Origin of the sequence: Micromonospora sp. WMMD961 (assembly GCF_029626145.1) — a bacterium.
Taxonomy (GTDB): domain Bacteria; phylum Actinomycetota; class Actinomycetes; order Mycobacteriales; family Micromonosporaceae; genus Micromonospora.
In genome coordinates, this window is the sequence record NZ_JARUBJ010000002.1 from 5,740,665 (window position 1) to 5,764,026 (window position 23,362).

The 23,362-nt window shown below is 71.0% G+C and carries 18 protein-coding genes and 2 tRNA genes; 3 read left to right on the forward strand and 17 right to left on the reverse strand.

Annotated features, from left to right (window positions below; translation table 11 throughout):
• Positions 1-335: 335 nt before the first annotated feature.
• The gene (locus tag O7614_RS25920; protein WP_278141040.1) at positions 336-983 is read right to left on the reverse strand and encodes an NAD(P)H-binding protein; all 648 of its coding nucleotides are present in this window, start codon (positions 981-983) and stop codon (positions 336-338) included.
• 93 nt (positions 984-1,076) lie between these two features.
• Between O7614_RS25920 and O7614_RS25925 the strand changes: the two genes are divergently transcribed.
• Entirely contained in the window at positions 1,077-1,454 is a 378-nt protein-coding gene (locus O7614_RS25925) for a helix-turn-helix domain-containing protein (RefSeq protein WP_278141041.1), read from the forward strand.
• 345 nt (positions 1,455-1,799) lie between these two features.
• Here the strand turns inward: O7614_RS25925 and O7614_RS25930 are convergent, their stop codons facing one another.
• On the reverse strand, positions 1,800-2,042 hold the full coding sequence (locus O7614_RS25930) for a hypothetical protein (protein WP_278141042.1): 243 nt from the start codon (positions 2,040-2,042) through the stop codon (positions 1,800-1,802).
• A 441-nt stretch (positions 2,043-2,483) separates the two neighbouring features.
• Here O7614_RS25930 and O7614_RS25935 point away from each other — a divergent pair, with 441 nt between their 5' ends.
• Positions 2,484-3,485, forward strand: coding sequence for a sodium:calcium symporter (locus O7614_RS25935; protein ID WP_278141043.1), 1,002 nt, complete (start codon positions 2,484-2,486; stop codon positions 3,483-3,485).
• Positions 3,486-3,608: 123 nt separating this feature from the next.
• Here O7614_RS25935 and O7614_RS25940 read toward each other — a convergent pair.
• The 6 genes from O7614_RS25940 to O7614_RS25965 all read right to left on the reverse strand — a co-directional run bounded on the left by O7614_RS25940 (position 3,609) and on the right by O7614_RS25965 (position 10,283).
• A tRNA-Ile gene (locus tag O7614_RS25940) sits at positions 3,609-3,682 on the reverse strand.
• Between the two features lie 66 nt (positions 3,683-3,748).
• On the reverse strand, positions 3,749-5,434 hold the full coding sequence (locus tag O7614_RS25945; protein ID WP_278141044.1) for an insulinase family protein: 1,686 nt from the start codon (positions 5,432-5,434) through the stop codon (positions 3,749-3,751).
• A complete protein-coding gene (locus O7614_RS25950) occupies positions 5,431-6,378 on the reverse strand; it encodes a hypothetical protein (protein ID WP_278141045.1) in 948 nt (315 codons plus the stop codon). The genes O7614_RS25945 and O7614_RS25950 overlap by 4 nt, the downstream gene beginning before the upstream one ends.
• 54 nt (positions 6,379-6,432) lie before the next feature.
• Positions 6,433-7,671, reverse strand: a complete 1,239-nt coding sequence (locus O7614_RS25955) for an NAD(P)/FAD-dependent oxidoreductase (RefSeq protein WP_278141046.1) — start codon at positions 7,669-7,671, stop codon at positions 6,433-6,435.
• Positions 7,661-9,778, reverse strand: a complete 2,118-nt coding sequence (locus tag O7614_RS25960) for an MMPL family transporter (RefSeq protein ID WP_278141047.1) — start codon at positions 9,776-9,778, stop codon at positions 7,661-7,663. Before O7614_RS25960 ends, O7614_RS25955 begins: the two co-directional genes overlap by 11 nt.
• 432 nt (positions 9,779-10,210) lie before the next feature.
• A tRNA-Asn gene (locus O7614_RS25965) sits at positions 10,211-10,283 on the reverse strand.
• A 295-nt stretch (positions 10,284-10,578) separates the two neighbouring features.
• On the opposite strand from O7614_RS25965, the gene O7614_RS25970 reads away from it, so the two are divergent.
• Positions 10,579-10,983: a hypothetical protein gene (locus tag O7614_RS25970; protein WP_269682837.1), complete on the forward strand. Its 405-nt coding sequence runs from the start codon at positions 10,579-10,581 to the stop codon at positions 10,981-10,983.
• Between the two features lie 64 nt (positions 10,984-11,047).
• Here O7614_RS25970 and O7614_RS25975 read toward each other — a convergent pair whose 3' ends face one another.
• The 9 genes from O7614_RS25975 to O7614_RS26015 all read right to left on the reverse strand — a co-directional run bounded on the left by O7614_RS25975 (position 11,048) and on the right by O7614_RS26015 (position 23,343).
• Positions 11,048-12,055 carry a sugar phosphate isomerase/epimerase family protein gene (locus tag O7614_RS25975; protein ID WP_278141048.1) on the reverse strand — a complete coding sequence of 336 codons (1,008 nt, stop codon included), beginning with the start codon at positions 12,053-12,055 and terminating at the stop codon, positions 11,048-11,050.
• A 210-nt stretch (positions 12,056-12,265) separates the two neighbouring features.
• Positions 12,266-12,751 carry an ATP-binding protein gene (locus O7614_RS25980; RefSeq protein ID WP_278141049.1) on the reverse strand — a complete coding sequence of 162 codons (486 nt, stop codon included), beginning with the start codon at positions 12,749-12,751 and terminating at the stop codon, positions 12,266-12,268.
• A gap of 194 nt (positions 12,752-12,945) precedes the next feature.
• Positions 12,946-15,060 carry a ThuA domain-containing protein gene (locus O7614_RS25985; RefSeq protein WP_278141050.1) on the reverse strand — a complete coding sequence of 705 codons (2,115 nt, stop codon included), beginning with the start codon at positions 15,058-15,060 and terminating at the stop codon, positions 12,946-12,948.
• 74 nt (positions 15,061-15,134) lie between these two features.
• Positions 15,135-17,993, reverse strand: coding sequence for a PQQ-dependent sugar dehydrogenase (locus O7614_RS25990; protein ID WP_278141051.1), 2,859 nt, complete (start codon positions 17,991-17,993; stop codon positions 15,135-15,137).
• 217 nt (positions 17,994-18,210) lie between these two features.
• A complete protein-coding gene (locus O7614_RS25995) occupies positions 18,211-19,278 on the reverse strand; it encodes a polyprenyl synthetase family protein (RefSeq protein ID WP_278141052.1) in 1,068 nt (355 codons plus the stop codon).
• Positions 19,275-20,681 (reverse strand): nucleotide pyrophosphatase/phosphodiesterase family protein, encoded by a 1,407-nt coding sequence (locus O7614_RS26000; RefSeq protein WP_278141053.1) that lies wholly within the window; start codon positions 20,679-20,681, stop codon positions 19,275-19,277. The genes O7614_RS25995 and O7614_RS26000 overlap by 4 nt, the downstream gene beginning before the upstream one ends.
• Positions 20,678-21,877 (reverse strand): metabolite traffic protein EboE, encoded by a 1,200-nt coding sequence (gene eboE / locus O7614_RS26005; protein WP_278141054.1) that lies wholly within the window; start codon positions 21,875-21,877, stop codon positions 20,678-20,680. The genes O7614_RS26000 and eboE overlap by 4 nt, the downstream gene beginning before the upstream one ends.
• Positions 21,877-22,734: a TatD family hydrolase gene (locus O7614_RS26010; RefSeq protein ID WP_278141055.1), complete on the reverse strand. Its 858-nt coding sequence runs from the start codon at positions 22,732-22,734 to the stop codon at positions 21,877-21,879. Before O7614_RS26010 ends, eboE begins: the two co-directional genes overlap by 1 nt.
• Positions 22,735-23,343, reverse strand: coding sequence for an EboA domain-containing protein (locus O7614_RS26015; RefSeq protein WP_278141056.1), 609 nt, complete (start codon positions 23,341-23,343; stop codon positions 22,735-22,737).
• Positions 23,344-23,362 lie beyond the last annotated feature (19 nt).

Consider the following 23,362-nt stretch of genomic DNA (forward strand, 5'->3'; position numbering starts at 1 on the left):
CCCGCCGCTCTCGCTGCTGCCTCTGAGCGTCCGCATCCGCCAACCCCCGAGAACGATTGATTTGGTCCCGACATGAACTCCTGCTCGGCCACCAAATCTTGACGAGATATATGGCGGAGCTACCGCAGGACCATGACAAATCAATGACACCGCAGGCGCGCCGGATGTAGTCGGCTGTCGCAGCGCCACCGCCTGTTCACCGAGCGTGCGTGCGTGCGGTGAAGTCGAGCCATCTCGAGGAGCGCCTCAATCACCAGACAGAGCTGCCCGGGCGCCGGGCGGCGGGCTGCCGATCGCGTCCACCGACACCGCGCCCTTGCCGGAAAGATCGCGGTTCAGTACCCCAGGTTGAGGTGGGCCCGGCGGTGCTCGCCCTTCTCGATCAGGTCGACGAACCCGAGCGCGTAGTCCGGGCCGGAGATCGCTCCGCCGTCCCCGGGCTGAACGGCGACGTCGTCACCGACCCGGTAGGTGCCCAGCCGCTCTCCGGGCACGTGCGCACCGAACCTGCCCGCCGGGCTCACGAACACCCAGTCGAGCGTCTCTGGCGTGGCCGGGAGATCGTCGGTGACCAGCGCCGCCACGGTGACGAGTTCGTCGTGGTACGCGGCGGGGGCGTGACTCAGGTCCGCGACGTAGCGGGGCGCTCCCGAGGCGGGGCGCAGCGACGAGAAGCCGCCGACGACGTACAGCGGAATCCTCTCGGCGTCGGCGAGACGAGTGATCATGGCATACACGTCCCGGAAGGAGCCCGCCAACGAACCACGCGGTGCGAGCGCGCCGACCACGACGTCGGCGCCCGAGATCACCGAACTCAGCGCTGCCTCGTCGGTGACGTCGCCCCGGACGTAGGCCACGCCCGGGACGCGATCGGCCGGAACCGACCGGCTGAACGCGGTGACCTCGTGACCGCGAGCGGCAGCCTCGGCGACGATGGCCGATCCTGCGTACCCGGTACCGCCGAGGACGGTGATGCGAGACATGAAGTTGCCCTTCTTGCCAGCTTCCGCGGCCCCCTGACCGCGCTTCCTCGGTTACCGTAAGAGACCAGGTCTCCATCGGGAAGAAGGCACTTTTTGGTAACCACCCAGGCCGCGGCCCTCCACGGCGACCCGTATCAGGCCGACTGTCCGACCCGGCGCATCCTCGACCGCATCGGCGACCGATGGACCGTCCTGATCGTCAGCGTCCTGGGCGACGGGGACGCCCGCTTCTCCGAACTGCGGCGGCGCATCGAGGGCGTCTCGCAGAAGATGCTGACCCAGACCCTGCGAGGGCTGGAACGAGACGGCCTCGTGCGCCGCACGGTGTACCCGGAAGTGCCGGTCCGGGTCGAGTACGCGCTCACCGAGGCCGGCCGGACACTGCTGGAGCCGCTGCGTGCGCTCCAGCGGTGGTCGATCGAGCACCTCGGCGACGTGTCGGCGGCACAGGACGCCTACGACAAGCGGTAAGCGAGGGAGTCGACCGGGCGGCGGGCCGCGCTGCTCACCGCCACCATCCCTGGCGACCCGCTGACCCTGCCTTCGCACAGGGCGCGAACTCGGACGGCGTCTGGCGACCCCGGCCCGAGCAGCCAAGGCCGCCGACGCATGCGGCCAGACACCGGCGAGCTGACGGTTGGCCTGCTAGCAGCGGAATCGGCCCTCGACATCTCTCACCGCTCCCCCGCCGTTCATCGACCTCTTGCGGACTGGATGCGGACCGCCCCCCGTTCCACGTTCATGCCGGGCTGATCCTCGTGGCCGTTGCTGGCGGATCGCGCTCAATCGGCCCGGACCGCGGCTTCTGACCCTGCCCTATCCTGAGTCGCGCTGCCGTCGCCGCAGCAACACGGCTGACACCAGGTTGCCCATACCGCCGACCGCCCACAGTGCGGCAAATGCCCAATGCCACGGCGTGGGGTCTCCGACGGCCACGAGCACCCACCCGGCGGCCAAGAGAAGCCAGACGCCTCCCATGATGAAACCCCGCTTCGGCGTTTTCGCTGTTTGCCACCACGGGTTCTTGGCTGGCTTCATGTGGGCGATCTTCGCACTCATCACGGAACCGCCTGAAGCCCATCTCCACCGTGAGTCCGCACATCGTGGAACGGGCACGCCTCGGCGGCCATGATGTTGGACCGTGTACGCGGACCTCTTCGAGGACGACCTGGACCAGGTGGCCGACCGTCTCGACCGGGTGGCGGGCCGTGCCGCTGCGGACTCAGTGCGGACTGAGGGTGTCGGTCCGGACCTCGACGCGGTCCGTCCCGCTCGTCGGCAGCATGGCTGACCCGCTACCGCTGAACGCGCCTCACCGACGGACCTCGGGAGACCGATGAAGGCCACGGGAGTGATCGGGACCGCCAGGATTTCGGACCGTGCCCGTGACCGGGTCGCCGTGCCAAAATGCCGTCCGTCGGGTACCGGTAGAGCCATGGTTTCTGCAAACGGGCTGACTGCCGGCGGCACCTGGTGACCGCCGCCGGCACCTGGCCCCTCGTGCCGAGCGTGATCGCGTTGCTCACCGCACTGGTGGCGATCCTGTTCGCCGGCGGGGCGCTGGCCCGGACGGCGGACGAGTTGGCGGACCGGACCGGGATGGGCGAGGCGGTGGCCGGTGCCCTGTTGCTCGGCGCGGTGACCTCGCTGCCCGGCATCGCCACCACCATCATCGGTTCGGTTCGGCAGGACGCCGAGTTCGCCCTCGCCAACCCGATCGGTGGCATCGCGGTGCAGACGGTGTGGCTGGCCATCGCCGATCTGCTCTACCGCCGGTCCAACATCGAGCACGCGGCGGCGTCGCTGGAGAACGTCCTGCAGTCGCTGGTCCTGGTGGCGTTGCTCTGCCTGCCCGTGGTGGCATATGCGACGCCTGAGCTCACCGTCTTCTGGGTGCACCCGGCGAGCCTGTTGATCCCCGTGATCTATCTGTACGGTCTGGTGCTGCTGCGCCGGCTGCGCCGGGAACCGATGTGGTTCGCCCGCCGCACCGCCGACACCCGCCAGGACGTGCCCGCCGCGACACCGTCGGGTGTAAGCCTCCGCCGGTTGTGGTTCAGGCTGGCCGCGCTGGCCGCCGTGGTGGCCGCCACCGGCTACCTGATCGGGCAGGGCGGACTCGGTGTGGTGGCCGCTTCGGGCCTGCCCAGCGGATTCGTGGGCTTCACACTCACCACGGCGATCACCTCGCTACCGGAGCTGATCACCCTCATCGCGGCGATCCGCATCGGGGCGCTGACACTCGGCATCGGCAACATCCTCGGTGGCAACGCCTTCGACGCCCTGATGATCTTCCTGGCCGACGCCACCTACCGGTCCGGATCGATCTACTCCGAAGCGAACCTGTCGGGCCTGCTGTTCACCGGAATGACCACTCTGATGACCGCCACGCTGGCAGCTGGGCTGATCATCCGGGAACGCCGGGGAATCGGCTTCGAGGGGGTCGCCATCCCCATCATCTACCTGGCCACCGTGGTGCTACTGCTGATCCGGCCCGGCTGAGTTCTTGCCCGGGTCGCCTGCTCGAATCACACCTCGGCGAGCTGCACCGTCCGCAGCAGCCGCTTTCACCGCCGACCTGCGATTCTGCGACCTGCGCCTCTCCATTCGAGTGTCCGTTTGAAGTGGGGCGGGCGGGACTCGAACCCGCGACCGAGGGATTATGAGTCCCCTGCTCTAACCGGCTGAGCTACCGCCCCTCACACCGCGCCGGATCTTATCCCGCCCGGTGGATCACGGGCCAGCAGCGATCCGGCCCCGCCTCATCACCGCCGTCGTCGCTTCAGCAGCACGATGGGCAACGCGAGGATAACAGTGAGCATCCAGCCGACCGCGATGACGCCCCAGAACCACGCGTCGTCCTCCGAACTTTCCTCGGCGACGAACATGCCGATGGTGAGCAGCAGGCAGAAGCCGCCCATGAGCAGGGTGCCGAGCCCGCTGAGCACCATCACCGGCACCTCCCACCAGGAACGCTTGGCGGGTTCGGGCTGGCGCTCGATGGGCCTGGGCTGCGGGATCTGGTCCGCGCTGCGGGCCGGCATGGTGACGTGCCGGTCGGCTGGCACCCCGGCGTCGATGGCCTGGATCGTCCCCGGGGGCAGGCCGAGCATGGTCGGCTCGATGTGCAGCACGATGGCGTCCGTACCGATGAGTTGCCGTGCGCCGTCGGGCCACGCGAGCATGGCGGCGCAGTCGGCGTAGCGGACGGTCAGGTGCCCGTCCGTCCGCAGGTAGGTGACACCGTCGACGCCGAGGCGGACTCCGCCGGCGCCCTCCCGGGCGCGGTACGTGGGGCCGTCGACGGTGTCGGCGGAGTGGGTGGGCGCGGCGGTGAAGCCTGCCCAGTCGGCGGTGTGGCCACCGGGCACCATCAGCAGCGCCGAGGTCATCACCTCGCCGACCACGTCGTGCAGGTCGGTGATGCTGACGGCCTTCAGCTCGGCGCGGTACTCGTCGACTGTGAGGTTCGGCTGCCCGGTCAGGAGGTTGAGGGCGTACCCGGGTAGCCGCGCGGCGTCCACCTCGGTGGTGGCGAGCAGGTCTTCCCGCTTGGCGATGGTGGCGTCGAGGTCCGCCTGTTCGATCCGGCCGACCCGCATCTTCGCGAGTACGTCGATGAAGCCGCCGAGCACGGCGTCCTGCTTCTCCGCCAGCGCGTCGGCGAGGGCCCGCAGGGTGGCGTACCCGTCGCCGCGCGGCTCGTACCCGGTGGTGGTGGTGTAGGACAGGCCGGCGTCCTGGCGCAGCGACCGGTACAGCTCGCGTTCCAGCACCCCGGCGAAGGTGCTGGCGGCGGTGCTGCGGCGTACCACCGAGTCGAGCACCACGGCGCGGGTGCCGCTGACGAAGTACGCGGGGGTGGTCGGCAGCGCCGACGACGCCACCGGAACCGGTTGCCGGACGCCGCCGGGCAGGGTGAGCCGTAGTCCGGCGGGCACCCGGTCACCGGCGATCCAGAGCACGGCGTTCTCCCGGGTGAACCAGCGGGCCGTCCACTGCCGCAGGTCGTCGGCGGTGAGCGCGCCCAGGCCCCATTCCGGGTAGCTGCTCAGGCCGAAGTCGCGGGCGCCGTAGCGCCACAGCGGGATGTCGTCGACGGCGGCGGAGCCTCGGCTGCTCCATTCGGTACGCAGGATCTCCTTCTCGACGTCGAGCCGCGCGACCGGCAGGTCGGACAGGTGCCCGCAGACGGCGGTGAGGAACGCCGCGATGTCCGACTCGGAGCCCTGGGTGTGGAACGTGGTGAACGCGGGGGCGGTCGCGCCGTTCACGTGGTAGTCGGCCAGCCCGAGTCGGGCGAGCGCGAGGTGTTCGATGAGGTGGGTGACGCCGGAGCGGGCGAGCGTCTCGTCGGCGGTGCCGACCCGGAAGGTCAGCCCGGCGTGCATCGGCCCGCCGGTGGGGGCGAGCAGCGTGGGCACCCCGTCCACGTCCAGGTGCTGGATCACGACCGACCACCCTTCGCGTACGCCTCGGCGCGGTACCTGGTGAAGCCCTCGGCCCCGTCCACATAGGTCCAGGGGTATTCCGTGCCCAGGTTGCCCAGGACGGTGAACTGGCTCGCCGCGGCGGACCACTGCCCGGTCAGACTGAACATCAGTGCGAACGTCGACCGGACCCACACCCAGTCCGCTCGGTCGACATAGTCGGGGTGCAGCACCGAGCGCTGTCCGGCCTGCATGATCTCGTCCACCACGGGCGTGCTGCGCAGGTACTCCGTGCGCTCCCGTTCGGTGTCGAAGTCCAGCCAGCGTTCCAGGTGCGCCTCGGCGACGAGCGCGGCGTTGGGTGCCCCGTCGGGCGCGGACTCGGCGCACTCGCGGGCGAAACCGAAGGTCCGGTCCCAGTCGCCGCTCCACTTCGGGCAGAGTTGCTGGAGCAGGCTGGCCTGCGCGGGCAGGTGGTGGGGATGGTGTCGGGCGAGCCGGTCGTAGCGGCGACGTGCCTCGTTCTGGCCGAGTTGCAGGCCCCGGGCGAGGGTGATCCGTTGGGTCCAGGCCGCCGCGTCGTCCTCGTGCCGGGCGGTGACGTCGATGAGCACCTGCTCGGCACGCCGCAGGTGCTCGTGGAACTGCTCGAACTGGCTGCGGCTGACGTGCTCGGCCCGGGCGGCGCTGCGGATCCGCCAGCCGGTGCGGATGAGGCAGTTGCCGAGCAGCGTCCCGGCGAGGGCGTCGGTGGGGTCCTCGTCGTACGCCCGCCGTAGGAACGGTTCGGTCCCTTCCTGGTCACCGGCGGCGTCGACCAGCAGTGTCCGGGTGGCGGGGTCGCGGTCGGCGAACAGCGCGCGGACGGCGGGCCAGTCGGCGGCGTCGAGCGCCTTCCGCAGGTCGTTGACCTCCGGGTACGCGGCACCAGCATCGAAGGTGGGGGCTGGCAGGGGGGCGGGCATGGCGGGATCATAGGTGATCAACAAGGGCTTCGTGGCCCCCGTTTCGGGCCGGGCTCAGCGGGCGCGCAGCTCTTCCAGCACCGCTCCGGCGGCACGCCAGCCGCTGGCGAGGGCGCCCTGGATGGACGGGCTGTCCCGGTGGTCACCGGCCACGAACAGCCCCTCCCCCAGCGACACGGGTTTGCGCAGCCGTCCCTGCGGTGGCGGCGCGGCGGGTAGCGCCTGCGGGACGGCCACTGTGGTGAGGTGGGTCCAGTCGGCGGTGGACTGACCGTACAGCCGGGTCAACTCGGTCCGGATGGTCGGCTCGGGTGGGGCGGCCGGGCCGACCACGGAGGTGGCGATCAGGTGCCGTCCGGCGGGGGCGTAGGTCGGTGCGGCATTGCTGAGCACCACAGTGTTCGCCACGATCTCGCGCCGGTCGCCGTCGACGAGCAGGATCGGTTCGGTGAGCGGCGGCTCGGGCGCGCTGTGGTAGTAGGTGGTGTAGCTGTGCATGCGTACCGTCGTCAGGGCCGGAAGCAGCGCGGGCGCGGCGGGCGGGTCGACGGCGACCACGACGGCTCGGCAGCGGATGTCGCCGGCCTGGGTGCGGACCCGGCCGGGGGCGACCTCCGCGACCGGGGTGTCCAGGTCGAGCAGGTCGGCGGGGAGCGGGTCGGCGATGGCCCGGGGCAGCGCGGCCATCCCCTCGGCGGGCAGCCCGATGCGGCCCCGGGCGAAGGAGCGCAACACCATCGCGAGTACGTGGCTGGAGGTGGCCAGTTCTCGATCGATGAACACGCCGGACAGGAAGGGTCGTAGCAGTTCCTCGATGATCGCGTCGGAGAGGCCCGCCCGGCGGAGCGCCGTCTCGGCACTGGTTTCCGGGGCGGCGAGCAGCCGGGCCGCCGGCAGGGTGGCGCAACCGGCGGCGAGCGCGGCGAAGCGCAGCCGGTCGCGCAGCGAGCCGACGCCGGCGAGCGCGGTGCCCGGGCCTCCGGTCGGTTCGCGCAGCGGGTTGACCAGCCGCAACAGGTCGTCGCCCTTTCGCACCAGCACCCCGGAGGTGAAGTACCCGAGGTCGAGGCGGTCGGTGTCGAGCAGCGTGCCGAGGCGTGGGTAGGCGGTGTTGAGCACTTGGAACCCACGGTCGATGAGGTAGCCGTCGACGACGTCGGTGGCGACCCGGCCGCCGAGTCGACCGCCGGCCTCCAGCAGCCGCCAGGGCACCCCGGCACGGTGCAGCCGGCGGGCGGCAGCGAGCCCGGCCAGGCCGCCGCCGACGACGACCACGTCGGTCTCAGCCAGCATCACGCGCCTCCCGCTCACCGTTCGCCCGGGACAACCGGCCCGGCCACCAGATCTTCGGCCCGATGTCGTACGCCAGTGCGGGCACCAGCAGCGACCGGACGATGATGGTGTCGATCAGTACCCCGATCGCGACGGCCGTACCCAACTCGACCAACACCACCAGCGGCAGGACGGCGAGGGCGGAGAACGTCGCGGCGAGCACGATGCCGGCAGAGGTGATCACCCCGCCGGTGACGGCGAGGCCGGCGAGCACGCCGGCGCGGGTGCCCCGCCGGACCGACTCCTCGCGGACCCGGCTCATCAGGAAGATGTTGTAGTCGATGCCGAGGGCGACCAGGAACACGAACGCGAACAGCGGGAACGACGAGTCCACGCCGGGGAAGTCGAAGACGTGGCGGAACAGCAGCGCACAGAGGCCGAGGGTCGCCGCGAAGCTGAGCAGGACGGTGGCGATCAGCAGCACCGGGGCGAGCAGCGCCCGCAGCAGCAGGGCCAGGATCACCGCGATGACCACCAGCACCACCGGGATGATGACGTTCTGGTCGCGCTTCGCGGCGTCCGAGGTGTCCACGTTGATGGCGGTGAAGCCACCGACCACGGCGTCCGCGCCGGGCACCTGGTGTACGGCGACGCGCAGCTCACGGATTGTCCGCTCCGCGCCGTCGCTGTCGGGTGGGTCGCTGAGGGTGGCCTCCAGTTGCACCCGCCCGTCGACGACCTTCGGCGGGGCGTTCGGGTTCGGTGGGCCGGTCTGCGGGCCGGCGGGCAGGGGCCGGACGTCGGCGACACCGCGTACGCCCTGTGCCACCTGGGCGACCTGCCGGGCGGCCTGTTCGGTGGTGAAGATGGTGGCCGGGCTGCCCGTCCCGGCCGGGTAGTGCCGGGAGATCACCTCCTGGCCGTCGACCGAGTCGACGCGTTGGGTGAACAGGTCGGACTGGCCGAGCGTGGTCGCGCCGAGCTGGGTGAGCCCGAGCGTGAGGACTGCCAGCACGACGGCGGTGCTCAGCCAGACCGGTCGGGCGTGCCGGGCCACGAAGCCGGCGATGCGACTCCAGATGCCGTGCTCCATGCGCGGGTCGGCCTGGTCCTCGCGGGGCCGTCGGGGCCAGAACGCCCAACGACCGCCGAGGACCAGCAGCGCGGGCAGGAACGTGAGCATCACCAGCAGGGTGGCGGCGATGCCGATGGCGGCGACCGGGCCGAGCGCCCGGTTGGAGTTGAGGCTGGACAGCAGCAGGCAGAGCAGGCTGACGATGACCGTGCCGCCGGAGGCGATGATGGCCGGCGCGGCTCCCTTCCAGGCGGCACGCATGGCGGCCCAGGGTCGGGCGTGGCGGTGCAGCTCCTCGCGGTAACGGGCGATCAGCAGCAACGCGTAGTCGGTGCCGGCGCCGAAGACCAGCACGGTGAGGATGCCCTGGGCCTGCCCGTTGAGCTTGACCACGTCGGCGTCGGCGAGCAGGTAGACGAAGACCGAGGCGAGGGCGTACGACATCCCGGCGGCCAGCAGCGGAAAGATCCAGAGCACCGGGCTGCGGTAGACGACCAACAGGATGATCAGCACTACGACCAGGGTGACCAGCAGCAGTGGCCCGTCGATGGCGGAGAACACCTCGATCAGGTCGGCGAGCAGACCGGCCGGGCCGGAGACGTCCACGGCGAGGCCGTCCCGGTCGCTGCCGGTGATGTCGCGGAGCTGCTCGACCACCGTGCCGATCTCCTCACCCTCGGCGTCGTCCACCGGTACGACGACCTGGAGGGCCTGGCCGTCCTCACTGGGAATGGGCGGTGGCAGCGGCGTGACCACGCCGGGCACCTGGGCGAACCGGGCGGCGTCCGCGCTGACCCGCTGCCGGTCCGCGTCGGTGATCCCGGAGGGTCGCTCGTAGACGACCAGAGCCGGGATGGTCTGCCGGTCGACAAACTGACCGGCGAGGTCCTGGGCCCGGGTCGCCTCGGCGTCGGTGGGCAGGAAGGCGGCGTTGTCGTTGGTGGCGACCTCACTGAGGCGTCCGGCGAACGGGCCGGCGACACCGCCGATCACCAGCCAGGCCAGCACGACCACCACCGCGACCAGTGTGGCCCTGCCACCTCGTCCGGACATGCGTACTCACCCCACGGATCGGCACGTCGATCGACGCAGCGGAAGCCTGGGTCGACATCGACCATCCTGCCGGGCACCGGAGCACCAAGCGGCCCAAACCTCTCATTCTGCCCGCGCCCCGCGCCCCGCGCCCCGCGCCCCGCGCCCCGCGCCCCGCGCCCCGCGCCCCGCGCCCCGCGCCCCGCGCCCCGCGCCCCGCGCCCCGCGCCCCGCGCCCCGCGCCCCGCGCCCCGCGCCCCGCGCCCCGCGCCCCGCGCCCCGCGCCCCGCGCCCCGCGCCAAGATCATGCACAAACCAGGAAGTAGTGGCCTCACCAACACACCGACACCACTACAACAAGGAACGAGCACGATCTTGCCGGCCGGGTGCTGCGGAACGTGGGCACACGAAGACGCCCGCCGGCACCGGGCCGACGGGCGTTGAGCGGAGAAGCTCCCCCGATTGGACTCGAACCAATAACCTGCCGGTTAACAGCCGGCTGCTCTGCCAATTGAGCTACAGGGGATCGTGCACCGCCCGGAATCGGATCTCGCCGACGCCGTGCGACGGGACAAGAGTACAGGACTTTCCCCGGTGGCGGTCCAGCGGGTTCCACCCCACCGCTCGTTGATCAAGACGAGCAGGTCAGGGTCGAGGACGCATCGACAAACGGGGTAAATCGTCATCCCGGCCCAGACATGCTTGAGCGGGGAGCAGGATGGGTAGTTAGCTGCGGACAGAGGACGCAGGCGCGAACAGGTCGCCTTCCGACGGGGCAACTCAACGGGGGCGACGGCGCGTCAGGTACGGAAGGAGCCGCCATGCGCGGAAAGATCATGTTTCTTGGCGGGCTGGCTGCGGGATTCGTCCTGGGCGCCCGTGCCGGCCGGGAGAAGTACGAAGAGCTGGTGGTCCGGGGCCGTAAGGTGCTCGACCACCCGACCGTCCAGGAGGCGGCCGGAGTCGCGCAGGCCCAGGCGAACAAGCTCTACAGCGAGGGCAAGGACAAGCTCGGCCAGACCAAGCTGGGCGAGAAGCTGGGCAACGGCAACGGCAGCACCGGCAAGCAGGAGCTGACCGCCGCCGACGACGCGTTCGCCGGCACGCCCGCCACGGTGGGCGCCAAGGCGGGCACCAGCACGGTCGGCACGACCTCCGGGTCGCCGTCGTCCACGAACCCCCGCACCAAGCCGTCCGGCTCGGGCACGAACGCCAGCACGCTCTGACCCACCGCACCACGACGGGCCGGTCGCCGCAGGGCGACCGGCCCGTGGTCTGTCCGAGGTGCGGTCAGTCCTTGCTGCTGAACGCCGCGTCGAAGGCGGCACTCGGAGCGTCGAAGGCGAGCCGGCGGACGAACTGCAACGCCTCCGGGGCACCGACGAGCCGGTCCATCCCGGCGTCCTCCCACTCGACCGAGATCGGGCCGTCGTAACCGATCGCGTTCAACGCGCGGAAGCAGTCCTCCCAGGGCACGTCGCCGTGCCCGGTGGAGACGAAGTCCCACCCGCGGCGCAGGTCGGCCCAGGGCAGGTGCGAGGCGAGCCGGCCACGCCGGCCGTCCCCGGTGCGCACCTTGGCGTCCTTGCAGTCCACGTGGTAGATCCGGTCGGCGAAGTCGAAGATGAAGTTCACCGGGTCCAGCTCCTGCCACACGAAGTGCGACGGGTCCCAGTTCAGCCCGAACGCGGGCCGGTTGCCGATCGCCTCGAGCGTCCGCTTGGTCGTCCAGTAGTCGTACGCGATCTCGCTGGGGTGCACCTCGTGCGCGAACCGCACCCCGACCTCGTCGAACACGTCGAGGATCGGGTTCCACCGGTCGGCGAAGTCCTGGTAGCCGCGCTCGATCATCGACGGCGGCACCGGCGGGAACATCGCCAGCGTGTGCCAGATCGACGAGCCGGTGAAGCCGACGACCGTCTTCACCCCGAGCTTCGCGGCCGCCCGCGCGGTGTCCTTGATCTCCTCCGCGGCCCGCTGACGGACCCCTTCGGGCTCCCCGTCGCCCCAGATCCGGGCGGGCAGGATGTCCTGGTGCCGCTCGTCGATCGGGTGGTCACAGACCGCCTGACCGACCAGGTGGTTGGAGATCGTGAAGACCTGGAGGTTGTGCTTCGCCAGGGTCTCCCGCTTGCGCTCGACGTAGGAGTCGTCGGCGAGTGCCTTGTCGACCTCGAAGTGGTCGCCCCAGCAGGCGATCTCCAGACCGTCGTAGCCCCACTCGGAGGCGAGCCGGCAAACCTCCTCGAACGGAAGGTCGGCCCACTGGCCGGTGAAGAGCGTGATGGGTCGCGCCATTGTTCTTCTCCCCTGTTGTCATGGGGGATTCCAGGTGCGGACCGGGGCGAGGGTGACCGGACGTACGCGACGCCGAGCGGTCACCGGTGGGTGCGGAACACACCTGGGCCCGCGGGTTGCGCCTCCCGCCGGGTCACCGGCCACCAGCACGGTCGCCGACCCCACCTTATTTCCGTGGCACCCCATCGCGAAAGCCCCGCAGCCCGATCATCACTCGGCCACCTCCTCGGGCGCGGGCAGCGCGACCCGTACGGTGAAGCCGCCACCGGCACGTGGGCCGGCGGAGAACGTGCCGCCGAGCCGCTCGGCGCGTCTGCGTACCCCGAGCAGACCCTGCCCGGTGTGGTGGGCGCGCCCGCCCGACGGCGCTGGAGCGGCGCCCTCGTCGCGTACCTCGATGGTGATGCCCGTGGTGTCGTAGCGCAGGCGGACCGCGACCGGCGCGCCCGGGGCGTGCCGGCACGCGTTGGTGAGGGCCTCCTCGATGATCCGGTACGCCACGACGTCGACCGGCCCGGGCAGCGGCCGAGGGTACCCGGTCAGACTCCAGCGCACCGGCTGGCCTGCGGCGAAGCCCTCCACCAGCGCGTCGAGACGATTCAGGCTGGGTGCGGGACCGGTCGACGCGTCGGACTCCTCGGCCCCGTGCAGCAGCCGGTGCCCGTGCGCCTGCACCATCCGGCGCCACTGCGCCATACGCCCCATGCTGGTCAAGGTACGGCAGTGGCCTGTGAGCCGGGCCCCGGGCGGTGTCCGGCGCGGGGGCCGTAACCGCGGCGTGAGCGTCATACCTGTGCACGACGCGCAGGTATGACGCTCACCGGGGCACTGCCTCGGGAGGAGCCGCCGCCAGGTCGGGTCGTGACGGCGGCTCCTCCCGGCTCAGCCGGTCAGGGCAGGGTCCACTTCTGGTTGGCCGCATTCAGGCAGGTCCAGAGGTGTACGACGGTGCTGTCCGCCGAGTTGTTACCGGAGACGTCCAGGCACTTGCCGGACGACGGGTTACGCAGGGTGCCGTCGGACGCCGCCGCCCAGTTCTGCGCCCCGCTGCCGTTGCAGGTCCAGAGCTGGATCTTGGTGCCGTTGGCGGTGCCGCTGCCGTTGACGTCGAGGCACTTGCCGAGCGCCTTGATCGTCGAGTTCGGCGTCACGGTCCAGGTCTGCGCCGCGCTGCTGTTGCACGTGTAGATCTGGATCTGGGTGCCGTCGGCGGTGCCGCCGCTGCGCACGTCCAGGCACTTGCCGGCCAGGCCCTTGATCGGGCCGACCCCGGTGCCGCCCCCGCTGCCCTTGACCAGGGTGAAGTCGTCCACGTCGAAGAGGCCCGTGCCGCTACCGGTGAAGGTGAGGTAGAGGTTCTGGGTGCCGGACGGGACGTTGGACAGGGCCGTGGTGACGTTGGCGAAGGTCGTCCAGCTGCCGGTGTTCGGCACCGCGACAGTGCCGAGCACCGGGCCGGTGGCCGAGCCGGTGCGCACCTGGATGGTGCCGCCCGCGCCACCGGAGACGACCCGGGACGTGAACGAGGTGACCCCGGTCAGGTTGACACCGTTGTACGCCGCCCAGTCGCCCGGGTCGATGTAACCGACGGTCTGCCCACCGTTGGCGCCCGCCTTGGTGAACGCGGAGACCCCGTTGGCCGAGCTGAACGCCTCGGCCTGGACGGTGGTGTTGCCGGTCGGCGGCGGGGTGGTGCCCAACTCCTTGATCCGGATGTTGCGGAACGAGGCGTCGTCACCGGTGCCGTGGTTCTGGATGCCGATGTGGCCGGCCAGCGAGCGGACCGGGTTGGTGTTGGTGAAGTCGTTGATCTTCACCCCGTTGAGGAAGATCTGTAGCCGCTCACCCTCGACCAACAGCTCGTAGGTGTTCCACTCCCCCGGCGCGTTCAGCGCCGCGTCGCGGGCGGCGATGTCGGCCGACTTGAACGTGTAGACCGCTCCGGTGGTGCGGTCGGTCGCGTCGGTCGCGTCGATCTGGATCTCGTAGCCGTTGTCCACCGCCGACCACGGATCACTCGACGGCGGGAACCCGATGAAGATGCCGGAGTTGTCGTCCCCGGCCAACTTCCAGTCCAGCTTCAGCGAGTAGTCGGTGAACTGCTTGGCGTTGTACCAGAACAACCCCATGCCGCCGACCGAGGTCAGGGTGGCGTCGGAGTTGGTGAAGCTGCCCGGACCGGCCTGCGACCAGCCGGTCGTCGAGCCGTTGAAGATCGGGGTGTAGCCGGTCTCGGGCCGGCAGTCGGCCTTGCTCCGGCCGGAGGCGTAGCGGATGCCGCCGAGCAGGTGGTTCCGGAACGCCGGCTCCGCGTACGACGCCTGGGTGTGCCCGGCGCCGGTGTAGAAGGACCGGCCACCGTTGTAGCTCTTGCACCAGCTCAGCGGGTGGTCGGCGCCCATCCCGCCGCCGGAGTACGACGACTCGTCGAGCGAGGCGAGCACGTGCGCGGTCGACCGGGGGTTGGTGCGGTAGTTGTACCACTCGTCGGTGCGCGTCCAGGTCTGCGGCAGGTGCGCGGTCGCCGCGTGGCCCCGGTCCTCCACCTTGATGTTGGCCTGCTGGATTGCCGGGTGCGAGGCGAACCACGCGCCCACCAGGTTGCCGTAGAACGGCCAGTCGTACTCGGTGTCGGCCGCGGCGTGCACACCCACGTACCCCCGACCGGAGCCGATGTACGACTCGAAGGCGGTCTGCTGGCTGGCGTTGAGCACGTCACCGGTGGTGTTGAGGAAGACGACGGCCTCGTACTGGGAGAGGTTGCTGGTGGTGAACGCGTTGGCGTCCTCGGTGGCGGTGACGGTGAAGTTGTTCGCCGCGCCCAGGTCGCGGATGGTCTGGATGCCGACCGGGATCGCGTCGTGCCGGAAACCGGCGGTCTTGGAGAACACCAGGACGTCGTAGGGGGCGTCGGCGGCGCTGGCCGGGGTGGCCGGGGTGGTACAGGCGATGACGGCGAGTGCGGCCATTGCCGCACCGAGGACGGGTCGCAGGCGTCTGCGCATATCGCTCTCCTAATCGCGGTTAGGAAGGGCCCCTTGTACAACACTAGGCGTTAGCAAGGGGCCCTTCCTTCAGCTCAGGGCAGGGTCCACTTTTGGTTGGCGGCACCGCTGACGCAGGTCCACAGGTGGACCACCGTGCTGTCGGCGGAGTTGTTGCCGGAGACGTCGAGGCACTTGCCCGACGCCGGGTTTCGCAGCGTGCCGTCGGCCTGGGCGGACCAGTTCTGCGCGGCGGTCCCGTTGCAGGTCCAGAGCTGGATCTTGGTGCCGTCCGCGGTGCCGGCAGCCGAGACGTCCAGGCACTTACCCAACGACTTGATCGTCGAGTTCGGGGTGACCGCCCAGGTCTGCGCCGCGCTGGCGTTGCAGGTGTAGATCTGGATCTGCGTGCCGTCGGCGGTGGCGCCGCTGCGCACGTCCAGACACTTGCCGCCCAGACCCTTGATCGCCCCGGCCCCGCCGGCCGGCGGCGTGCCGGTGACGAAGGTGAAGGCGTCGAGGTCGAAGAGCGCCCCGGTGCCCGAACCGGCGAAGGTCAGGTACAGCGTGGTCGTGCCGGTCGGCGGGTTGGTGATCGTCCCGGCCACCGTGGTGAAGGTGTCCCAGCCGCCGGTCACCGGGACGGTGGCCGAGCCGAGCACCGTGCCGGTGGCCGAACCGGCCCGGACCTGGAGGGTGCCGCCGGCCCCCGCCGACGAGACCCGGGCGTTGAACGAGGTCACGTTGCCCAGTCGGTACGGCTGGAACGCGATCCAGTCACCGTTGTTGATGTCGCCGACGGTCTTGCCGCCCTCGGCCGGGGTCTTGCTGAACACGTTGATCCCGGAGGACGTGGCGTAGAACTCGGCCTGCCGGTGCCGCGGCGGCAGCGTGTGCTGGGTGTGTGTGGTGAGCCCACCGGCGTCGGTGTATTCGGCGTCGAAGATCGCGAAGATGTTCGCCGCGTCGTCGTGCTCACCGTCGACCGGGATGGTGATCGTGCCCGAGCAGCCGTTCTGCGAGGTGATCTGGTGCCCGTGCTGGTCGTGGCCGAGCACGTAGGTCATCTTGACCTTCGTGCAGTCGATCGTGCCGTCCTCCGGGTCGGTGACCGTGATGCTGAACGGCACCGTGTCACCGAAGCTGAACAGCTGGCCGTTGCCCGGGTTGTTGATGGTCACCGTCGGCGCGGTGTTACCGACGTTGATCCGTACGCTGCTGCTGCCGGTGGCGCCCTGCGGGTCGCGCACGGTCAGCGTGGCGGTGTACGTGCCGTTGGTGGTGTACGTCTTCGACGGGTTGGCGGCGGTCGACGTGGTGCCGTCACCGAAGGCCCACGAGTAGGTCAGCGCACCACCCTCGGGGTCGGACGAGCCGGCCGAGGAGAAGGTCACCGCGAGCGGGGCCGCACCGGAGGTGCGGTTGGCGCTGGCCACGGCGGTCGGTGCCCGGTTGCCGCCGCCGACGTAGTCGAAGCGGTAGAGCGCCGAGTTGGCGTCACCGTTGAAGTACCCGGTGCCGTAGTCGAGCACGTAGTACGCGCCGTCCGGGCCGAACGCCGAGTCCATCACCTGCTTGCCGACCCAGGGGAAGGTGTCGATGGTGCCCCGGGAACCGTCGGCGTTGACGTGGATCGGCTTGATCCAGCCCCGGCCGAACTCGGTGGCGAAGAACTGCCCGTCGAAGGACTGCGGGAACTTCGTGGTGGAGGTCGACGAGGCGTTGTACCGGTAGACCGGGCCGCCCATCGGCGACTCGGAGCCACCGCCGAACTCGGTCGGGGTGCCGGCGTCGCCGGCGTACCGGATCCAGGCCGGCTGGGCGGGCGGCAGGGTGGTCCGGCCGGTGTTGCGGAACGAGTTGTTGGTCGGCCCGCCGGCGCAGTTGTACTTCGGCCCGGTGCTGTTGCTGGCGAAGTCCCACTCGTTGTACGTCTCGGTGGTGGTGTTGGTGCCGGTGCAGTACGGCCAGCCGTAGTTGCCCGGCGCGGCGACCCGGTTGAACTCCACCTGCCCGGACGGCCCACGGGTGGAGCTGGTGGAGCCGGCGTCCGGCCCGTAGTCACCGACGTAGACGACACCGGTGGCCTTGTCCACGCTGATCCGGAACGGGTTGCGGAACCCCATCGCGTAGATCTCCGGGCGGGTCTGGGCCGTGCCCGGCGCGAACAGGTTGCCCGACGGGATGGAGTACGTGCCGTTCGCGTTCACCTTGATCCGCAGGATCTTGCCCCGCAGGTCGTTGGTGTTGCCGGCGCTGCGCTGCGCGTCGTACGCCGGGTTGCGGTTGGTCCGCTCGTCCAGCGGCGAGTAGCCGGCCGACTCGAACGGGTTGGTGTCGTCACCGGTCGACAGGTAGAGGTTGCCGGCCGCGTCGAAGTCGATGTCCCCACCGACGTGGCAACAGATGCCTCGGCTGGCCGGGACGTCGAGCACGTCGACCTTGCTGGCCTGGTTGAGCGTGAAGTCGGAGTTGAGGGTGAACCGGGAGAGGCGGTTCACCCCGTTCCAGGCGGAGAAGTCCGTGCCGGTGGCGGGAGCGTCGCCGCTGGGGGTGGAGAGCGGCGGGGCGTAGTACAGGTAGATCTGCCGGTTGCTGGCGAAGCCCGGGTCGACGCCGACGCCCTGCAACCCCTCCTCGTCGTGCGTGTAGACCGACAGGGTGCCGATCACGGAGGTGGTGCCGTTGGCGTCGGTGCGGCGCAGGGTGCCGTTGCGGGCGGTGTGCAGGACGGAACGGTCCGGCAGCACGGCCAGCGACATCGGCTCGCCCATGTCGCTCACCCCACGGGCGAGTTCGACCTGCTGGAAGTCGGTGGCGACGATCGTGTGCGCCTGCGCGGGGGTCGGGCCGGCGCCGAGTGCGACCGTGCCGGCAGCGACCACCAGCAGCGCTGCCGATCCGGCCGACAACCATCGTCGGGACCGGTGTCGTGGAGCGTCCTTCATGGACATGGGTGCTGCCCCTTCCTGACGATTGATTGCCAGGCCGGGCGCGCGCCGTCGCGCCGGATGCCGTAGCGGTGGTGGGGGTCGATGGGTTACCGCGCCGCCGGTTCACCTCGACGAAACATTGTCGTGTTGGTCACGACACTAAGTTGAAGGTGTCGATGTGTCCATACCTTCCGGCGGTTCAGCATCAACTTTTGTCGATCTGATCGAAAGTTGGTGCTCAGGCGCGGCGGTCGATGACCTGTCCGGCCAGCTCGACCAGCGCCGAGCGGGCCTCGTCGGCCACCTTCGCGGCCTGCAGGGCGACGAGTGCGGCCTCGGTCCGGACCCGGATCATCTGCTCGATCCGCTCCCGGGCACCTGTCGTCTCGATGATCCCGCGAAGCTCCGCGGCGCCGTCGGCGTCCAATGCCGGATTGCCGAACAACTCCCGCAGCCGAGCCGTCTGCGCCCGGTCGGCGGCGCTGCGGGCCAGCGCCATCATCACCGTGGGCTTGCCCTCACGCAGGTCGTCCAGGATCGACTTGCCGGTGACCGCCGGGTCCCCGAAGACGCCCAACACGTCGTCGCGCAACTGGAACGCGTCGCCCAGCGGGTCACCGAACTCCTCCAGCGCGGCGATCAACTCCGCTCCCGCTCCGGCCAGGGCCGCACCGATCTGCAACGGCCGGGTGACCGTGTACCGGGCGGCCTTCATCCGGATCACGGTGAGCGCGCTCGCCACCGAACCGTCACCGACGCCGGAGACCAGGTCCAGGTACTCCCCGGCGATCACCTCGGTACGCATCAGCGCGAACACGCCGTACCCCCGGTGCACCTGCTCGGTGCTCAGCCCACACTCGTGGAACATCTGATCCGACCAGGCCGCACAGAGGTCCCCGCAGAGCAGCGCGGTGTTGCGACCGTACGCCTCCGGATCACCGCGCCACGACGAGCGGGCGTGCAGGTCCGCGAAGAGCCGGTGCACCGACGGCTCACCCCGGCGGCGGTCGCTGCCGTCCAGGATGTCGTCGTGGATCAGCGCGAACGCGTGGAACAGCTCCAGCGCCGCGGCGGCCACCACGATCGGGGTGCCGTCGGCCGCGCCCGCGCCGCGCCAGCCCCAGTAGCAGAAGAGCGGGCGTAGTCGCTTCCCGCCGGCCAGCACGAACCGTTGCAGGGCGGTGAACACGCCGCGCGGCGCGCCGTCGGGCCAGTCCGGGCCCTGCCGTTCGAGGAACCCGGCCAGCTCCGCGTCGAACCGGGCCCGCAACCCGCTCGTGTCGGTGGGCGCGACGGTGACCGTCATGTCCCCTCCCCCGGCCCGCCGGCAGTCAAGCCGGCCAACTCCAGCAGCAGGGCCTTGACCTCGGTGGCCGCGATCTTCTCTCGGGCCGCCGTCGGGTCGGAGCAGAGCAGCACCGGGGCGTCCGCCGGGTCGTCCGGCAGCCGCCCGTGCGAGCCGCGCACCGCCCGCGCGCCGGCATCCAGGCCGACGGCGCTCATCAGGTAGCGCATGCCGAGCTTCTTGCGGGCCAGCGCCACCCCGGCGCGAGCCTTCGCGGCACCGGGGTTGGCCGGGTCGAAGAACAACTCGGCCGGGTCGTAACCCGGCTTCCGGTGGATTTCCACCAGCCGGGCGAAGTCCGGCGCCCGGTCGTCGTCCAGCCAGTAGTAGTACGTGAACCAGGCGTCGGGCTCGGCCACCAGCACCAGCTCACCGGCTCTCGGATGGTCCAGCCCGTGCGCGGCCTTGCCGTCGGCGTCGAGCACCTCGGCCACGCCGGGCAGACCGGCGCAGAGCTTCGCCACCGCCGGCACGTCGGCCGGATCCTTGACGTAGACGTGCGCGATCTGGTGGTCGGCGACCGCGAACGCCTTCGACGTCCACGGGTCGAGGTACTCCATGCCTGCCTGGGTGTGCACCCGCAACAGTCCCTCGGCGCGCAGCAGCCGGTTGACGTCCACCGGCCGGGACACGTCGGTGATGCCGTACTCGGACAGGACCACCACTGTGGCGTCCCGAGCCCGGGCGGCGTCGAGCAGTGGGCCGAGCACCGCGTCCAGCTCGGCCGCAGCGGCGGCGGCCTGGGGGGACGACGGGCCGAAGCGTTGCAGGTCGTAGTCCAGGTGCGGGACGTAGACCAGGGTCAGGTCGGGTGACACGTCGGCCAGGATCTGCTCGGCCGCCTGGCAGATCCACTTCGACGACGGCAGGCCCGCCGTCGGCCCCCAGTAGGTGAACAGCGGGAACGTGCCCAGCCGGCCGGTGAGTGCGTCGTGCAGCTCCGGCGGGTCGGTGTAGCAGTCGGGTTCCTTGCGCCCGTCGGCGTAGTAGACGGGACGCGGGGTGACCGTCCAGTCGACGTCGGCACCCATCGCGTACCACCAGCAGACGTTGGCGACGGTGTAGCCGGGCTCGGCGCGACGGGCCGCCTGCCAGAGCTTCTCCCCGCCGACCAGCGCGTTGTGCTGCCGCCACAGCAGCACCTCACCCAGCTCCCGGAAATACCACCCGTTGCCGACGATCCCGTGCCCGCTGGGCGGTTCGCCGGTGAGGAAGGTGGACTGCACCGAGCAGGTCACCGCGGGCAGCACGGTGCCCAGCTCGGCCCGGAAGCCGCCGTCGGCGACCCCGCGCAGTCGGGGCATGTGCGCCAGCAGTCGGGGGGTCAGCCCCACGACGTCGAGCACCACCAGTCGGCGGCTCATCGCGTCCCTCCCATCGTCACGGATCGCTGCGCGGTCAGACCGAGTCCGACCAGTTCGTCCCGGGCGAAGGCCAGCTCGGCGGCGATGCCGGCGGCCAGCTCCGCGTCGGTGCGGGGCCGCCGTGCGGCCGGCAGGACCCCCCAGGTGTACGTCTCGACGTCGAGGTGGTCGCAGCCGGCGACCGGGCCGTCGAAGAGCGCTCTCAGGGCCGCGCGCAGAACCGGCAGGGTCGAGCCGAGCGGTTCCTCGGGTGGGGCGTGCAGGGGCACGTGGTAGTGCACCCGCCACGGTCCGGGCAGCGCCCGGTCCAACGCCTCGTCCAGGTCGTCCGCCGCGTACGACTCATCGGCCGGGTCGGGCAGGCCGGCGCAACCGGCGCCCCGGGTCTGGTGCAGGAAGCGCGGCTCCACCCAGCGGCGCAACGCGTCGGCCCCGCCCTGCGGGTCGGCCGCCTCGACGGCGGCGGAGACCTGCACCTTCACCACCGGCAACCCGGCCGCCCGCAGTCGTCCGAGCGCCTCGGCCGGGTCCTCCCAGGCGCACGCCAGGTGGGCCAGGTCGAGGCAGACGCCCATCCGATCGGTGTCCATCCCGGACAACAAGGTGGCGGCCTGGCCGCTGCTCTCCACCACGCAGCCCGGCTCCGGCTCGAACGCGACCCGCACCTCGCGGCCGGTGTCGCGCTGCACCGCCGCCAGGCCGGCGGCGAGCTGGTCCAGCCGCCGTCGAGCCGCGTCGGCCCGTCCGGTGTCCCACGGCTGCCGCCAGGCCAGCGGCAGGGTGGAGATCGACCCCCGGGCGGCGTCGTCGGGTAGCAGGTCGGCGAGCACCCGGGCCAGGTTCAGCGTGTACGTCAGGCGCTGCTCGGTGGTCCAGTCCGGGTGGTACACGTCCTGCTTGACCACGGGGGCCTGGAAGGCCGCGTACGGGAAGCCGTTGAGGGTGACCACCTCCAGGCCGCGCGCGTCCAGCTCGGTGCGCAGCCGGCGGCGCAGCGTCGGGTCGGCGGCCAGCTCGGCGGCGACCGGGGCAGCCAGCCACAGGCCGAGCCCGAGCAGGTCGCTGCCGAGCGTCTCGCGGACCGGCACGGCGTAGGTGTCCAGCTGACCGAGGATGCCGGCGAGGTCCTCGGCGGGGTGCACGTTCGTGCAGTAGCCGAGGTGGACGGTCTCGCCGCCGGCATGTCGCAACCGCATCAGCTGCCGCCGCGCAGGATCGAGTTGCCGGTCTGCGGGTCCACGGCGGCGGCGACGTCCAGGTCGCTGAGGTCGAGCCGCCCCGACTGCACGTAGAACTCCACCGGGTTTCGCCACAGCACCTTGTCGACGTCGTCGTCGCCGAACCCGGCCGACAGCATCGCCTCGCCGGTGGCCCGGGTCAGCAGCGGGTCGGAGCGTCCCCAGTCGGCGGCCGAGTTGACCAGCATGCGGTCCGTGCCGTACTCGCGCAGCAACTCGACCATCCGCTGCGGGGTCATCTTGGTGTCCGGGTAGATGGAGAAGCCCAGCCAGCAGCCGCTGTCGCGGACCAGCTTGACGGTCACCTCGTTGAGGTGGTCGACCACGACCCGCCCCGCGTCGATGCCGGATTCGGCGACCACGGCGAGGGTGCGTTCGCAGCCGCGCGCCTTGTCCCGGTGCGGGGTGTGCACCAGCGCCGGCAGCTCGTACGCCACGGCGAGGGCGAGCTGCGCCGCGAACGCCTCGTCCTCCTCCGGTGTCATCGAGTCGTACCCGATCTCGCCGACCGCCACCACCGCGTCCTTGTCCAGGTAGCGGGGCAGCAGGTCGAGGACCGGACGGCAACGCGGGTCGTTGGCCTCCTTGGGGTTCAGCGCGATGGTGGCGAAGTGCCGCACCCCGAACTGCCCGGCCCGGAACGGCTCCCAACCGATCAGCGAGTCGAAGTAGTCGGTGAACGAGGCGGGGCTGGTCCGCGGCTGACCCAACCAGAACGCCGGCTCCACCACCGCGCGTACCCCGGCGGCGGCCATCCGTTCGTAGTCGTCGGTGGTGCGTGAGGTCATGTGGATGTGGGGGTCGAAGATGCGCATTCACGCCTCCCGGGGCAGTGCGGCGGTGAGCCGTTCGAGCAGGTCGGTGGCGTCGGCGGGCAGTTCCCGGCCGGCGGCGTGCCGTTCGGCGGCGAGCGCGGCCAGCATGGCGGCCAGCTCACCGTCGGCCCGGGAGTCCAGGTCGGCGACCGCGGCGAGGGGAACACCGCTGAACACACACTTGAGCACCGCCTGCCGCCAGGCGGCCGGGTCGAGGTGCCGGGCGTACGGGCCGAGCGCGGCGGCGACCAGGCGGGTGTCGTTGGTGCGGATCGCGTCGTGCAGCAGCGGCACACCGGCGGCGTCGATCGGCAGCAGTGGCAGCGCCCGCAGCACGGCTCGCCGTTCGGCCGCGTCACCGTGCTGGTAGAGGCGTTCGGCGTACGCCGCGTGCTCGCCGGGCAGGCTGGCGAGCAGCAGCACCCGGGCCGCGTCGTCGGCGGTCCATCCGGGGGCGTCGGGCAGCGCGGCCCGCCCGCAGCGCCGGCCCACGGCGGGAAAGAGCCGGGTGATCTCGGTGGGCTCGGTGGTGACCCGGCGCAGCGCCGTGTCCAGCCAATCGGGATCGGGTACGCCTCCCAGCGCGGCCCGTAGTGAATCCGGTGTCATCCCGTCTCCTCCCTCTTGC

Bases quoted from the DNA above. Each gene is read 5' to 3' on its own strand.
- O7614_RS25920 (WP_278141040.1), bottom strand. From the start codon at position 983: ATGTCTCGCATCACCGTCCTCGGCGGTACCGGGTACGCAGGATCGGCC.
- O7614_RS25930 (WP_278141042.1), bottom strand. From the start codon at position 2,042: ATGAGTGCGAAGATCGCCCACATGAAGCCAGCCAAGAACCCGTGGTGG.
- O7614_RS25950 (WP_278141045.1), bottom strand. From the start codon at position 6,378: ATGCCCGCCCCCCTGCCAGCCCCCACCTTCGATGCTGGTGCCGCGTAC.
- O7614_RS25955 (WP_278141046.1), bottom strand. From the start codon at position 7,671: ATGCTGGCTGAGACCGACGTGGTCGTCGTCGGCGGCGGCCTGGCCGGG.
- O7614_RS25960 (WP_278141047.1), bottom strand. From the start codon at position 9,778: ATGTCCGGACGAGGTGGCAGGGCCACACTGGTCGCGGTGGTGGTCGTG.
- O7614_RS25970 (WP_269682837.1), top strand. From the start codon at position 10,579: ATGCGCGGAAAGATCATGTTTCTTGGCGGGCTGGCTGCGGGATTCGTC.
- O7614_RS25975 (WP_278141048.1), bottom strand. From the start codon at position 12,055: ATGGCGCGACCCATCACGCTCTTCACCGGCCAGTGGGCCGACCTTCCG.
- O7614_RS25980 (WP_278141049.1), bottom strand. From the start codon at position 12,751: ATGGCGCAGTGGCGCCGGATGGTGCAGGCGCACGGGCACCGGCTGCTG.
- O7614_RS25985 (WP_278141050.1), bottom strand. From the start codon at position 15,060: ATGCGCAGACGCCTGCGACCCGTCCTCGGTGCGGCAATGGCCGCACTC.
- O7614_RS25990 (WP_278141051.1), bottom strand. From the start codon at position 17,993: ATGTCCATGAAGGACGCTCCACGACACCGGTCCCGACGATGGTTGTCG.
- O7614_RS25995 (WP_278141052.1), bottom strand. From the start codon at position 19,278: ATGACGGTCACCGTCGCGCCCACCGACACGAGCGGGTTGCGGGCCCGG.
- O7614_RS26000 (WP_278141053.1), bottom strand. From the start codon at position 20,681: ATGAGCCGCCGACTGGTGGTGCTCGACGTCGTGGGGCTGACCCCCCGA.
- eboE (WP_278141054.1), bottom strand. From the start codon at position 21,877: ATGCGGTTGCGACATGCCGGCGGCGAGACCGTCCACCTCGGCTACTGC.
- O7614_RS26010 (WP_278141055.1), bottom strand. From the start codon at position 22,734: ATGCGCATCTTCGACCCCCACATCCACATGACCTCACGCACCACCGAC.
- O7614_RS26015 (WP_278141056.1), bottom strand. From the start codon at position 23,343: ATGACACCGGATTCACTACGGGCCGCGCTGGGAGGCGTACCCGATCCC.